Raw genomic sequence first — 14,024 nt, 5'->3', positions numbered from 1 at the left:
GCGTCGAGGTCGGGCACCGACGCGGAGGTCGGGCGGGAGCGGAGACGCCGGGTGGTCTGAGCGAGGGAGAGATCGGGGGCGTGGGAAGTGGACGGTGCGGGAGGCGGCGGAACGGGCGGGAGGCGTCGCGCCCGGCAGGGCGGTGGGCGCGCCGGTCAGACGCTGCCGATGTTCGTCGACCCGTTCCACACCAGCGTGCCCGCGGCGTCGGCGCTCTCGGTGCCGCAGGTGGGACGGACCACGGTGATCTGCACGATCCCGCCGTTCGCCCGCAGGGAATCGCGCTGGTAGGGGCCGTGCACGATCATCCAGTACTGACCGGAGTCCGCTCCCCATTCGATCTCCTCCATCACGATCGGCGCGTCGGTGACGCCCTGCTGCTCGAGGCACCGGTTGAGGTCGAAGGTCGCGGGCGCCTGGAACGTGCCGCCCGAGGCGACCAGCCGCTGCGCCTCGGTCCCCAAGGTGCTCTCTGTGAGAACGGGCAGACCCGAGGAATTCTTCCCGGGTGCGTTGCCCGTCTCAGGGGACGACGCCGCGCTGCCGCGCGCCACCTCGGTGGTCGACTGCTGGAGGGCCTCGGAGAGCATGAGCCCGATGAGGGATGCGAGCACGAGCGCGAGAACCACCACCCAGGTCTTCACGCCCTGGCCGGACGTCGGCCCGAGCCCGGCACCCGGGCGCCGATGGCGGATCCCGGGCGCGGTCATTCCGCCTTGATCTCCTGGATGCGGGCACGGAAGCCGTCGCCGGTGGTGCTGCTGGGCAGCTCCGCGATCCACAGCTCCACACCGTCGGCCTGGACGGGCTCGTCGAGGGTGAACTCGACATCCCCACCGTCGGTGAACTCGCCGTCGCCGAGCTTGTCGCCGCGGCTGCCGTCCTCCTTCTGGGCGTACAGCTCCATCGAGCCGCCCTCGGTATCGGCCGTGCTCACGGTGATCTTCTTCAGCGTCGAGGTCTTCTCGAAGGGCAGCTTGATGCCGATGCCGTCCTTCAGACCGGAGTAGTCCGCGCTCTGGTAGATCTTCGAGGACCAGTAGGAGTCCTTCGACCCGTCCGTCAGGCGGCTCGAATCCTCCGAGTGGTCCGCGTTGCCGTTGCCGCCCTCGGCGAAGATCTCGGGCTCGCCGAAGGTGGGAGGTGGGCCCTCGGTCGCCGACTCCGTGGTCTCCGTGGGCTGGACCTGCGCGTTCGTCTTCGACTCGGTGGGCGCGGGCTGCGTCGTCGCCTTCTCGTTCGGGCCCGTGGCCGCCTCTCGCAGCCCCGAGGTGACGCTCGTGATCGCGAAGACCAGGGCGATGATCACCACGAGGGCGGCGCCGATGAGGATCCACTGCGTCTGCCGGGAGCGCTGCTCGTCGGGCTCCGCCGTGGTCGTGTACACGTTCGAGCTGTCCTCGGCGCTCATCGCGACACCCACGACGTCGCGCACGAGTGCGCTGCCCCGATGCGGCGTCGCCGCCCAGGCGTCCTGGTCCTCGTCCCCGTAGGTGATGGGGCGTCCGCGCACGATGATCGGTCCGGGTGAGGCGTCCTCCTCCTCCACGGGGGTCTGCGCGACGGAGTCCGTCCACGAGGCCTCGTCCGCGTCACGGGAGGAGCCGGGCAGCACGGCGCTGCGACCTGCCGCCGCTGGCGGGATCGTCGCCGCGACCAGGGGGTTCTCCTTCTCCTGGACATCCAGGTGCCCGGGGAAGGCGGCCTTGTTGCGGGTCTCGGAGAGGTGCAGGTCGCGCACGAACTCGGCGGCCTCGGTCCCCGTGGTGTCCTCCGGCGGCGCCTCGGGAGCCGCTGCGTCCTCCGCGGTGGGCGCTGCCGTCGAGGAGGAGCTCGCATCCGCCGACGGAGATGCTCCCGCATCGGCCGACGACGCGCTGGACGCGCTCGGCCCGGAGGGGTGCGACGTCGTCGGAACCGCATCGCCGGAGGGTGCGCCCTCATCGACGCCGCTCGCGCCCGCATCGCCGGTGGTCGTAGCCGCGCTGCCCGTGGTCGGAGCCGTGCCGCCGGTGGTCGCGCCTGTGTCCTCGGACGTCGCACCCGTGCCACCGGAGGTCGAGTCCGTTCCAGCGGCTGCCGCGCCCGCTGCACCAGCTGCCGCACCGGTCGCCGCTCCGGCGGCAGCCGCCGCGACGGCACGACGGGCGGTACGACTGGTGTGCACCTTCTCGATGTCTGCGCGCGGCTCCTGGTCGAGGTCGAGGTGCCCCGCGGAGCCCTCTCGCGGGGATCGGGCTCCCGCATCGCCGGAGGCGCTGGGCGGTGGAGTGCTCGAGCCCTCCGTCGGACCCTGCCCCTCGGGCGCCGGGGAGGAGGTGTCCTCGGCCCCGGGGGGTCGACTCGGAGCGCCCGCGGAGCTGGAGCTGTCCTGTGCCCCGCCGGATGGATCCTGTGCGGCGGTGCCCGCGGTGGCGGCGGTGCCCGTGGCGGCCACGGTGCCTGCGGTGGTGCCGGTGCCTGCGGTGCCTGCGGTGCCTGCGTCGCGTGCTCCCGCGGTCGTCGCCTGCGCGTCCCGGGGGGCGCGCGAGGGATCCTGGGGGTCGTAGGCCTCGAGGGTGACGGGGATGGACTGCCAGGGCTCGAGCTCGGCGATGAGGTCGCGCGTGGTCTCCGGCACGGGCTGATCGCCCTCGGTGAGCACGAGCTCGCACAGCATGTCGAGGTCCTGCGGGATGTTCCGCGTGCTGATCCGCGAGGGGCGGGGCAACGGACCGTCGGCGGCCGACGGGGAGGCGCCCGTGAGCGCCCGGTACAGCAGCGCGACCAGCGCGGTCACGTCCAGGAACGAGGCGAGGCGGCCGTCGTGCTCGGCATCGCGATGGGCGGCGGCCTCGACGCCCACGCCCAGCACCGCCACCTCCCCGCTCGCGGTGTCCACGAAGACGCGGTTGGAGTCGAGGTGCTGATGGCGCAGACCGCGGCGGCGAGCGGCCTCGAGGCCCGACGCGGCCTCGCCGATGATCGACCGCGCGGTCTCGGGGCGCAGCGCGCCCTGCGCGAACAGCGCGGCGAGCGGCGGTGCCGGCGGGGCCGGGTACTCGACGACGGTCAGCGGAGCGCCGTCGGCCGATCCCTCGCCGGCCTCGCGCGGATCCCCGAACACGGTCACGTCCAGCACCGGGAGCAGGCGAGGGTTCTCCACGAGGTAGGCGCGGCGGGCGGCGTCGGCGACCTCGAGAGCGAGGTCGCCGTGGACCATGAACAGGGTGACGAGCTCACCGGAGCGCACGGAGCGGGCGCGATGCCAGGACGCGCCCTCGGCGACGCCCGACAGCGGGATCTTCGCCTCGACGCTCCAGCGCTCGCGCACCGCGTGCTCGTGGTGTCGTTCGTTCACCTGTGTCCGTCCCTCTCCGACATCCTGATGCCCTGCGGCCTGTCACATGCTACGGGTGCCCGCTGACCGGCGGCCGCCGCCGGGCATCCGCGCGCGCACCATCGCCATCAGAGATCGCAGCTCCTCGACGCGCAGCGCCCACGCGACCGCCACGAACACGGCGCTCGCCACCGCCCCGACGACCAGGCCGAGGATGACGGTGAGCACGCGGTTCATCCACATCGCCCCGCCCATCAGCGCGACCAGACCGTCGCCCACCAGGTAGGCGACCACGGCCGCCACGAGCAGCCGGCCCAGCAGCAGCATCGCCTTCGCGCCTCCGTCCAGCGAGGCACCGAGCGCGCGGGCGTGCCGCCGCAGCATCCACTGCCCGTACGCCCAGCCGACGACGTTGCCGAGCGACACCACGAGGGCCGCCGTCGCCGCCTGCCAGTGCGGATCCACGAACAGCAGCACCGGCGCCACGCCGAGCAGAGGCAGAGCCGAGGTCGGGATCTGCATCCAGAAGGGGGCGCGAGCATCCTCGTACGCGTAGAACGCGCGCTTGGTCAGGTAGTTCGCGGAGAACGGCACCAGTCCCAGCATGTACGCGGCGAGGACCCACGCGCTCGCCTGCGCCCCGGCGACGCTCGAGCCGCCGTCGATCACCCACATGATCGGCCCGGCCAGCGCGATGAACACGGCCGCGCACAGCATCATCGGCACCGCGAGGATCCGGTTGGTCTGCTGATACCGGTGCAGGGCGCGCTCGTGGTCGCCCTCGTCGGCGCTCCGCGAGATCGAGGGGAACGCGGCGGTGACCAGGGTGACCGCGAGGATCCCCTGCGGGATCATGAAGACCGTGTAGGCCCAGTCCATCGTGCCCAGGCCCGGGAAGAGCCTCGAGGCGTCGGTTCCTTGACTGGTCTCGGCCGCCTCCACGGCACCGCCCACGCTCCAGCGTCCGGCGTACAGCGCGAGCTGGCCGACGATCAGCATCCCGAGGCTCCACATGCCGATGCGGCTGAGCTTGCCCAGCCCCAGACCGCGGAAGCCCCACTTCGGGCGCAGCTTCAGCCCGAGCTTGCGCACGAAGTACCAGAGGAAGACGACCTGGATCGCGGAACCGCCCACGTTCATCGCGGCCAGGGCCACGACCATCGGCACGGTCCAGGCCGTCGGATCGCCCTGCCCTCCCCAGATCGCGAGGAAGATCAGCGCGCCGACGATCGCGACGAGGTTGTTGAGCACGGGAGCCCACTGGTAGGGCCCGAAGGAGTCGTGCGCGTTCAGCAGCTGGCCGAGCATCAGGTAGAGCGCCGAGAACAGGATCTGCGGCATCATCCAGTACACGAGCTGCACGGCCAGGGCGTAGGTGTCCGGCGGGAGCGAGCCGTTGGTGAGCACCATGAGCAGCGGTGCGAGCACCATCGCGAGCAGGGTTACCCCGCCCGCGGCGACCGTGACCAGGGTGAACAGGCGCGAGGTGAAGTCGCTGCCGCGGTCGGGACGCTTCGCGGCCCGCACGATCGCGGGCACCAGGATCGCGTTCAGCGTGCCGCCGCCGATCATGATCCAGATCGTGTTGGGAACGACGTTCGCGGAGCTGAACGCGCTGCCCACGGAGCTGCTGATGCCCAGGAACATGGCGCCGAACAGGAAGTTGCGCACGAACCCGAGCGCGCGGGAGACCGTCGAGCCCAGTGCCATCACGGCGGTCGCGCGCATGAGCCGGGCGCGGGTGCTGGTGAGCTTCGGAGCGGACGCGTCGGCCGTGTCGCCCGCGCCATCCGTCATGTCGCCCGCGCCGTCCGTCGTGCTGCTCGCACCATCCGTCGAGCCGCCCGCGCCGTCGGTAGAGCGATCACCCCTGCCGGTGGCGATCTGCTCGGTGATCGGGTCGAGCGAACCCGTCGTCTCGTCGAGGGTCGCGACCGCCCGTTCGAGGTCGGCCGCCTGCGCGGCGGCCGCCTCGTCGGAGACCGGCGCGGTGCGGCGCGCGGGAGCCGGGGTGCGGGAGGAGAAGACCTGCTGCGCCGCGTTCGTGCTAGATCCGGCAGGGCTCGGGGCGGCGGAGCTCGATGCTGCGGGGTCCGATGCCGAGGGACTCGATGCGGAGGCCGACGGGGCGGCCGATGCCGGGGCCGGTCGCGTCTGGGCCGGGCGCGGCCGGGCACGGGGCGGGCCCGGCCGCAGATGCCGCGGCCGGTGCTGGATGCGTCGTGGTGCGCTCATCGTCTCTCCTCGTCGGCCGCATCCCCTGCGGCCTCCCCCTCGCCATGATCCGTCAGCTCGGCCGCGGCGGCACGGCGGCGCGAGCCCGTGCGTCGGGCCCGCAGCACGCCCACCACGACGAGCACGCCCATGGCGCCCACCAGCACCATGGTCGTCCAGTTCTCCCATGCCGGGTTCACGCTGAGCGGGACCGACACGGGTGCGGCGAGCTCCTCGCCGTCCTCCGAGCGGACGGTCGAGGTGAGGGTCACGGTCCCGTTCGCGATCGCGTCGATCGGGACCGTCACCTCCTTCTTCTGCCGCGCGGGCACCTCGACCGTCGTGGGGTCGCCCACGCGCACGATCGGGCGGTCCGTGCTCACGTCGACCTTCACCGTGATCGGGCTGTCGAGGTCGTTGGTCACGGTGATCGGCACGCCGGCCGAGTCGGAGACCAGGTTGTAGCCGGAGGCGGGCACCACGTGGATGGCCTCGCGCATCGCCGCGACGTCCTTCTGCGCGGTCCTCGCGCGGCGCGACGCCTCATCATGGTCCTTCGCGAGCGTGGTCGAGGTCGTGGTGAGGATCAGGCTGCGCGTCGCGGAGAACGGTGCGTCGTCCTCGGCGACCGCGGCGACGGTGCTCATCGAGCGCAGGGAGCGCTGCAGGGACTGCAGAGTCCCCGTGTCGACCTCGTCGCGGGATCGGGCGCGCGGCAGGTGCGCCCAGGTGCCGTCCTCGCCGGGGCCCGACGGGTGCACGTCGTCCGCGTCGAGCTCGCCGAGCGCGTAGAGGCCGTCGCCCGTGGCGCCCGTGTCGGTCACCATGTCGCCGCCATCGGCCGCGTCCAGCAGGTCGGAGACGTGCCCCTTGGTCATCCAGGGCGCGTCGTCGAGGGCGTCGAGGGTCGAGGCGACGGCACCCTCGTCCATGTCCTCCCCGAGCTGCGGGGCGATGAGCACCTGGCGCTGCGCGCTCGACTGCTCGGAGGCGATCACGGCGGTCTCCGCGAGGATCCGCTGGCGCACCTGCTGCACGTCCTCGCCCGTGCGCAGCTGGGACACCTCCTCGGAGAGCGTCGGGTCCGGCGCCAGCACGGGCACGGTCCGATCACCCGCGGTGAAGGTGCCGACCGAAGAGGGCGTCACCGTCCCCACCGGGTCTGCGCGCAGGGAGGACGAGGGCACTACGAGCAGATCGGCGCCGCTGGTCACGGCCTGGGAGAGAGTCTCGCCGCTCGCCTCCTCGCCCGGGATCGTCACCGCCTCGCCGAGAGGGTCGATGTGGGCGTCCTCCCAGACCTTCTCGCTGCGCGCCGCGAGCGCGTCGGAGAGGTCGGTGGTGCCTGCCTGCTCCAGAGCGATCGTGTCCGACTGCGCGTACGGGAGCCCGATCACGTCGCGGTCCTTCGCCCCCGAGGTGAGGGTGTCGGCCAGGTGCTTCGTGGCGTCGGGCGTCGTGAAGCGCGCGGGCGGGGTCTGCGCGGAGTCGCCGTCGTCCCCCGTGTCATCGCCGTCGTCCGCATCCGCCGAGGAGTCGGACCCCGACGAACCCGAGCCCGAGGAGCCGCCGGACCCGGCGTCCGAGAGCGCGGGCGGATCCAGCAGCGCGGGATCCAGCATCCAGTCCACGTCGTCGCGCGCGGCGAGGCCCTCGAGATCCTTGAGCCGGCCGTTCTCGGCCGACGCCTCGTAGGCGTCGGGATCGGTGACCGCGGCGCCGGGGTCGCTCGCCGACAGCGGCAGCAGCACGCTGCCGGCGATCTTCGCGTCGGCGTCGTCGGGCCGCCACACGGTGAACGAGCGCAGGGAGGCCAGGGGGCCGTCGGCATCCGTGGCCGTCACCGACAGGCGCCGCGCCCCCCACAGGTAGGACGCGGTCGAGAGGCCCAGGTCATCGGCGTCGACCGAGAGAGTGAGCTCGGTGGAGTCGCCCGCGTCGAGCGTCGAGGGGCCCTTCTCGGTGGTCGCGGGGACGCCGTAGGTGTCCGGGCCGTCCTGCTGCTGCCACTGCGCGAGCGTGCGCCGGTCCGTGACGCGATCGGTGCGCACCCGCAGCTCGAGCGCGGGATCCTCGATCGTCGTCGTGCCGCGGTTGGTCAGCCGCACCTTCAGCGTGAGCTTCCCCCCGGGCTTGAGCGTGACGGCCCCGCCGTCGAGCAGGTCGAGGCTCACCCCGCCGCTCGCCTCGGGCTCCGCGGGCCGGGGAGCCGACGGGGTCGACGGAGCCGACGGCGCCTGCGAGGCTGTGACCTGGGCGATCGCCGGCCCGGTCGGCATCAGGAGCGCCGGAGCGAGGGCGAGCAGCGCCACCAGCAGGAGTCGCGGGGCGGCCGACGCGAGGGTCCGGGGTCCGGGGAGCGGCGCGCGCGGGTGCACGGACGGGCTCGGCTCGGACATGGGGACACTGTATGCGGCCGATACGGTAGAGCCCGGCAGGTGACCGGGCCTGCCGCGAGATCTCCACAGGGCATCCCTCACGGCCGTCGGCCCCGCGGAGCCCTCGCCCCGGGATCTCGCCGCCCCGCGCCCCAGACATGACAGGACTCCTGTGACCGACCCGCAGCACCCCGACGAGCGCTCCGCACGTCTCACGGCCGCGCGCACCCGCGCGACCTCGATGTTCCAGGCGCTGCCCGCGCCGATCCATGAGCTCGGACGCCTCTTCGAGGAGGCCGGGCAGGAGCTCGCGCTCGTCGGCGGGCCCGTGCGGGACGCGGTGCTGGGCCGCTCGAGCGCCGACCTGGACTTCACGACCTCCGCACGTCCCGACGAGACGGAGGTCGTGCTGCGGCGCTGGACCCACGGCGGCGCCATCTGGGACATGGGCCGCGAGTTCGGGACCCTCGGCGCCACCCGCGACGGCATCAAGGTCGAGATCACGACCTACCGCACCGAGTCCTACGACCCCACCAGTCGCAAGCCCGAGGTGGCCTTCGGCGACACCCTCGCCGGCGACCTCTCGCGCCGCGACCTCACGGTCAACGCGATGGCCGTGCGCCTGCCCTCGCTCGAGTTCGTGGACCCCTTCGACGGCCTGCACGACCTGGCCGGCGAGCTGCTGCGCACCCCTGTCGAGCCCGGCCGGTCCTTCGACGACGACCCCCTGCGGATGATGCGCGCCGTGCGCTTCGTGTCCCAGCTCGGCTTCACCATCGAGGACCGGACCGCCGCGGCGATCCGTGAGCTCGCGGCGCGCATCGAGATCGTCTCCGCCGAGCGGGTCCGCGACGAGCTCGTGAAGCTCCTGCTTGGCGCCCACCCGCGCCGCGGCCTCGAGCTCATGGTCGATCTGGGGCTCGCCGAGCACGTGCTGCCCGAGCTGCCCGCACTGCGCCTCGAGCGCGACGAGCACCACCATCACAAGGACGTCTACGAGCACACGCTCACCGTGCTCGATCAGGCCATCGACCTCGAGAGCCCCGCCGGATCGGGCGGCCCCTGCGAGAGCCCCGACCTGGTGCTGCGGCTCTCGGCGATCATGCACGACGTGGGGAAGCCCGCCACCCGCCGCTTCGAGCCCGGCGGCCTGGTCACCTTCCGCTTCCACGAGACCGTGGGCGCCCGCATGACCGCCAAGCGCATGAAGAAGCTCGCCTTCGACAAGGACACCACGAAGGCCGTCGCCCGCCTGGTCGAGCTCCATCTGCGCTTCCACGGCTACGCGGACTCCGGCTGGACGGACTCGGCCGTGCGCCGCTACGTCACCGATGCCGGTCCGCTGCTGCAGCACCTGCACCGCCTCACCCGGGCCGACGTCACCACCCGCAACCGCCGGAAGGCCCGTGCCCTCGCCCGCGCCTACGACGACCTCGAGGAGCGCATCGACGAGCTCGCCGCACGGGAGGAGATCGACAGGATCCGCCCCGACCTCGACGGCAACCGGATCATGCAGGTCCTGGACATCCCGCCGGGCCGCGAGGTCGGCGAGGCCTACGCCTTCCTTCTCGAGGAGCGCATGGAGCACGGCCCTCTCGGCGAGGAGGAGGCCGAACGCCGCCTGCGCGCCTGGTGGGAGGATCGCGGGTGAAGACTGCGAGCGAGCGCTGAGCGAAGCCGCACCGACGGTGACGCGACGCCGGCCGGGACCCCGCTCCGAGCGGCTGTGGCATGGGCCACCCGCACCTCTCCTCACCTGGACGGGCGGGGTGAAGGGCGTGTGATGGTCACCGCCGGGGCGTTCCCATCCGCGCGTGCTCGTGCGGATACTGGAGGACTGCGACGCCGTGCCCTTCGGCGCCTCGCCCCCGGACGCCTGCCCCCAGGCGCTCCGGGATGCCCTGGAGTCGAGCCGTCAGGAGCAGCTGTGAGCGATTCTCGTGGACCCTCGCGTCCGTCGTCCGGATCCGGACGCGACGGCGGTTCCGGCACCGGCCGGTCCCGCGGCGCCGGCGACGGCGCCTCCTCGGCGCGCAAGCAGTTCCCGGGTGCTCAGGGCCGCAGCCGTACGAACGGTGCGGGCGCCGGCAAGAGCACGGGCAAGGGATCGGGCAGGAGCGCGGGCGCGAGCTCGGCAGCCGGCCGATCCGCGAACGAGGGTTCGCCCAAGGGCACCAGCCGCACCGCGCGCCGCGCCGGCACCGCTGGGGCGGGAGCCGCCGGCGCGAGCGGTGCGGCCCGGAGCGGAGCCGCCAAGAACGGGACCGCGAAGAGCGGGACCGCGAAGCGCAGCACCTCGGCAGCGGCCGGCTCGGGCCGCGGGGCCAAGGGAGGCCGCGGGGCCGCCAAGCGCACCGGTCTGGCCGCCGCGCTGAACTACCCGCGCGCCGGCAAGAAGGGCCCGCTGCGCTGGTTCCCCTCGCTTCGCATGTTCGGCGGCGCCATCGCGCTGATCGTGCTGCTGGGCCTGGGCGGGGCCGTCTGGCTCTACAACTCGACCGACGTCCCCCAGGCCGATGACGTCGCCGTCGCGCAGACCACGCGCGTCTACTTCTCCGACGGCAAGACCGAGATGGGGCAGTTCTCCGAGGTCAACCGCACGATCCTGCCCAATGACGACATCCCGCAGACCGTGAAGGATGCGGTCGTCGCGAGCGAGGACTCCACCTTCTACGAGAACCGCGGCGTGTCCCCGAAGGGCATCGTGCGCGCCCTCTGGAACAACCTCCGCGGCGGCGCCCGTCAGGGCGGCTCGACCATCACCCAGCAGTACGTGGAGCGGTACTACACGGGCACCACCACCTCCTACACCGGCAAGGTGAAGGAGATGATCATGGCGCTCAAGGCCGATCAGGAGCTCAGCAAGGACGAGATCCTCTCCCGCTACCTCAACACCATCTACTTCGGGCGCGGCGCCTACGGCATCCAGGCCGCCTCCGAGGCCTACTTCGGCAAGGACGCGAAGGACCTCGACGAGTCCGAGGCGGCGCTGCTGGTCGCCGTGATCCCGGCCCCGTCGGCCTACGACCCCGCGAACGACAAGGAGGCGTCGGCCAAGAAGTGGGACCGCGTGATCACGCGCGAGGTGAACCAGACCGGCGCCCTCACCGAGGCGCAGGCCGACAAGCTCGAGTTCCCGAAGACCACGAAGAACAAGCAGCAGAACTACCTCGAGGGCACCAACGGCTACCTGCTGATGATGGTGCGCAGCGAGCTCGAGCGCGAGGGCTTCACCGAGGAGGAGATCAACACCGGCGGGTACAAGATCGTCTCCACGGTCTCCAAGAAGGACCAGGACATCACCGTCGACACCATCGACGGGCTGGAGGACGAGGGCCGGCCCGATGCCAACCGCGTGGGCACGATGTCGATCGACCCCGATTCCGGTGCGATCACCGCGATGTACGGCGGGCCCGACTTCGTGAAGCAGTCGATCAACGACGCCACCCAGTCGCGCATGCAGGCCGGCTCGATCTTCAAGAGCTTCGCCCTGATCGCGGGCCTCGAGAACGGCTACGGCCTGAACTCGACCTGGGACGGCAACTCGCCGCGCACCTTCGGCGGCTGGACGGTGAACAACTTCGGCCACACCTCCTACGGACCGATCACTCTCAAGCAGGCGACCACGAACTCGGTGAACACCGCCTACGCCGGGCTGAACGTCGCCATGGGGCCCGAGAAGACCCGCAAGGCCGCCGTGCAGCTCGGCATCCCCGAGAAGACCCCGGGTCTGAACGACGACGCCTCCAACGTGCTGGGCAGCGCCTCCCCGACCGTCCGGGAGATGGCCGAGGCGTACGCGACGATCGCCGCCAAGGGCGTCCACCACGACTCCTACATCGTGGACTCGGTGACCAACCCCGACGGCTCCGACGAGTACGAGCACAAGGACAGCTCGAAGCGCGTGCTCGACGAGAAGGTCGCGATCAACGCGACCGTGGCCCTGCAGGGCCCGCCCTCCACCGGCTCGGCCCGCAGCGTCGCCGGCGTGATGGGCGGTCGCCCCGTCGCCGGCAAGACCGGCACCTCGGAGAAGTTCAAGTCGGCCTGGTTCGTGGGCTTCACCCCGCAGATGGTGACCGCGGTCGGCATGTTCCAGCCCTCCGAGGACGGCAAGAGCGAGGAGCAGCTCACCCCGTTCGGCGGCGTCTCCAGCATGACCGGCGGCGCGTGGCCCGCGACGATCTGGGGCCGCATCATGTCCCAGACCCTCGAGGGCGAGCCCATCGAGCAGTTCGACGGCGAGGTCGTCCTGGACAACCAGAAGTCCTCCGCGGGCAACGCCACCAAGGCGCCCGTCACGCAGGCCCCGCAGACGAAGGCCCCGACCACCACGCAGGCACCCACCACGGAGGAGCCCAGCAAGGAGCCGACCGAGGAGTCCAGCGACGAGGAGTCCTCGAAGACCGAGAAGCCGACCGAGGAGGAGTCCTCGAAGACCGAGAAGCCCACTGAGGAGGAGTCCGACAAGGACGACTCGGACAAGGGCAAGGACGACTCGAAGGACTCCGACAAGGACAAGGGCGACGACTCGGACAAGGGCAAGGACGACTCGAAGGACTCCGACGAGGACAAGGGCGGGGACTCCGACAAGAGCACGGGCGACTCGGGCGACTCGAAGGACTCCGGCGACAAGAGCGGGAATTCCGGGGACGACAAGGGCTCGGGCGACAAGAGCACGGGCGACTCGGGCAAGAGCTCGGGCGACAAGAGCACGGGCAAGGACTCCGACTCGGACGGCTCCAAGTAGGCCACCGAGGACGACGGCGAGTGAGCCGACGGGCTTGAAGGCCCGGGACCCGTCGGCCCGTCCCTGTGATCCCCCGCGCACGCCGTGCATCGGCCTGGCGGGCCTGCGCACGCCCGGGTAGTCTTGGCTGGTCTGTGCCGCGATCCGAGCGGCCCGGACAGCATGGAACCCTCCTGCCACGGAAGTCCCGTGGCCGCTGAGACCACAGGAGGTGGGTACTCGAACATGCGCAAGTACGAGATGGTCGTCATCCTCGACCCTTCGATCGACGAGCGGACCGTCGGCACCACTTTTGAGAAGCTCGTGCAGGTCATCCCTGCCGAAGGCGGAACCATCGACGAGGTGGACGTCTGGGGCAAGCGGAAGTTCGCCTACGAGATCCAGAAGAAGTCCGAGGGCGTGTACGTCGTCCTGTCCTTCACCGCGAAGTCGGAGACCGCCAAGGAGCTCGACCGCCAGCTCGGACTCAACGAGTCCGTCCTGCGCACGAAGCTCATGCGTCTCGACGCGCAGTGATCCGCGAGAGCTGACAGGCCCGTCGGCCGCGGAATCCCGTGACCCCGCAGACAGGGGCCCCGGACCCGCAGCCGCATGACGGAGCCGACGTCGGCTCGCCGCACCCCACCCCTGCACGAGAGCACCCGGAGATCAGGAGCAGAGCATGGCCAATGACACGATCATCACGGTGGTCGGGAACCTGACGGCCGATCCCGAGCTGCGCTTCACGCAGTCCGGCGTCGCCGTGGCCTCCTTCACCATCGCCTCCACCCCCCGCACGTTCAACCGCCAGTCGAACCAGTGGGAGGACGGCGAGGCCCTGTTCCTGCGCTGCTCGCTGTGGCGCGACGCCGCCGAGAACGCGGCGGAGTCCCTCGAGAAGGGCACCCGCGTGGTCGCGCAGGGCCGCCTCAAGCAGCGCTCCTTCACCGACCGCGAGGGCAACAACCGCACCTCGATCGAGCTGGACGTCGACGAGATCGGCCCGTCCCTGCGGTACGCCACCGCGAAGGCCAACAAGGTCCAGCGCGGCGGCGGCGGAGGATTCAACGGCGGCGGTCAGCGCGGCGGCCAGGGCAACCAGGGCGGCGGCTTCGGCGGCCCCCAGGGCGGCCAGGGCGGCGGCTTCTCCGGAGGCGGCCAGGGCGGCTTTGGCGGGAACCAGGGCGGCGGCGCCGACCAGGACCCGTGGGCCGGCGGCAACCAGGGCGGGTACGACGACCCGCCGTTCTGATCCCGAGGGAACCGCGCTGATCACCCGAGGGTGACCGGAGGCGGGACCGAGGGGTCGACGGACGGACGCGTCCCCGACCACTGCAGGGCAGGCGCCCTGCGCACACACCATTCACCCATCCCGGGGAGACCC

The 14,024-nt window shown here is 71.9% G+C and carries 8 protein-coding genes; 4 read left to right on the top strand and 4 right to left on the bottom strand.

Annotated features, from left to right (window positions below; translation table 11 throughout):
* Positions 1–155: 155 nt before the first annotated feature.
* Genes I8D64_RS08105 through I8D64_RS08090 form a run of 4 tightly spaced genes read right to left on the bottom strand, consistent with a single transcriptional unit; the run spans position 156 to position 7,932 of the window.
* Complete coding sequence (locus tag I8D64_RS08105; RefSeq protein ID WP_200501979.1) at positions 156–710, bottom strand: hypothetical protein; 555 nt, start codon at positions 708–710, stop codon at positions 156–158.
* Positions 707–3,340, bottom strand: coding sequence for a protein kinase family protein (locus I8D64_RS08100; RefSeq protein ID WP_200501978.1), 2,634 nt, complete (start codon positions 3,338–3,340; stop codon positions 707–709). The genes I8D64_RS08105 and I8D64_RS08100 overlap by 4 nt, the downstream gene beginning before the upstream one ends.
* A gap of 42 nt (positions 3,341–3,382) precedes the next feature.
* Positions 3,383–5,554, bottom strand: a complete 2,172-nt coding sequence (murJ, locus tag I8D64_RS08095) for a murein biosynthesis integral membrane protein MurJ (protein WP_246482848.1) — start codon at positions 5,552–5,554, stop codon at positions 3,383–3,385.
* Entirely contained in the window at positions 5,551–7,932 is a 2,382-nt protein-coding gene (locus tag I8D64_RS08090) for a DUF6049 family protein (protein WP_200501977.1), read from the bottom strand. Before I8D64_RS08090 ends, murJ begins: the two co-directional genes overlap by 4 nt.
* Before the next feature lie 220 nt (positions 7,933–8,152).
* On the opposite strand from I8D64_RS08090, the gene I8D64_RS08085 reads away from it, so the two are divergent.
* The 4 genes from I8D64_RS08085 (at position 8,153) to I8D64_RS08070 (ending at position 13,892) form a co-directional block, all read left to right on the top strand.
* Complete coding sequence (locus I8D64_RS08085; RefSeq protein ID WP_200502084.1) at positions 8,153–9,562, top strand: CCA tRNA nucleotidyltransferase; 1,410 nt, start codon at positions 8,153–8,155, stop codon at positions 9,560–9,562.
* A 276-nt stretch (positions 9,563–9,838) separates the two neighbouring features.
* The gene (locus I8D64_RS08080; protein ID WP_343068484.1) at positions 9,839–12,661 is read left to right on the top strand and encodes a transglycosylase domain-containing protein; all 2,823 of its coding nucleotides are present in this window, start codon (positions 9,839–9,841) and stop codon (positions 12,659–12,661) included.
* A 225-nt stretch (positions 12,662–12,886) separates the two neighbouring features.
* Positions 12,887–13,177, top strand: coding sequence for a 30S ribosomal protein S6 (rpsF, locus tag I8D64_RS08075; RefSeq protein WP_200502083.1), 291 nt, complete (start codon positions 12,887–12,889; stop codon positions 13,175–13,177).
* Between the two features lie 145 nt (positions 13,178–13,322).
* Positions 13,323–13,892 (top strand): single-stranded DNA-binding protein, encoded by a 570-nt coding sequence (locus I8D64_RS08070; protein ID WP_200501975.1) that lies wholly within the window; start codon positions 13,323–13,325, stop codon positions 13,890–13,892.
* Positions 13,893–14,024 lie beyond the last annotated feature (132 nt).

This window comes from Brachybacterium halotolerans, assembly GCF_016623465.1.
In the GTDB taxonomy this organism is placed as follows: Bacteria; Actinomycetota; Actinomycetes; order Actinomycetales; family Dermabacteraceae; genus Brachybacterium; species Brachybacterium halotolerans.
This window is presented reverse-complemented; position numbering and strand designations above follow the sequence as displayed.

Coding starts and splice junctions, on each gene's coding strand:
- I8D64_RS08105 (WP_200501979.1), bottom strand. CDS start 710: ATGACCGCGCCCGGGATCCGCCATCGGCGCCCGGGTGCCGGGCTCGGG.
- murJ (WP_246482848.1), bottom strand. CDS start 5,554: ATGAGCGCACCACGACGCATCCAGCACCGGCCGCGGCATCTGCGGCCG.
- I8D64_RS08090 (WP_200501977.1), bottom strand. CDS start 7,932: ATGTCCGAGCCGAGCCCGTCCGTGCACCCGCGCGCGCCGCTCCCCGGA.
- I8D64_RS08085 (WP_200502084.1), top strand. CDS start 8,153: ATGTTCCAGGCGCTGCCCGCGCCGATCCATGAGCTCGGACGCCTCTTC.
- rpsF (WP_200502083.1), top strand. CDS start 12,887: ATGCGCAAGTACGAGATGGTCGTCATCCTCGACCCTTCGATCGACGAG.
- I8D64_RS08070 (WP_200501975.1), top strand. CDS start 13,323: ATGGCCAATGACACGATCATCACGGTGGTCGGGAACCTGACGGCCGAT.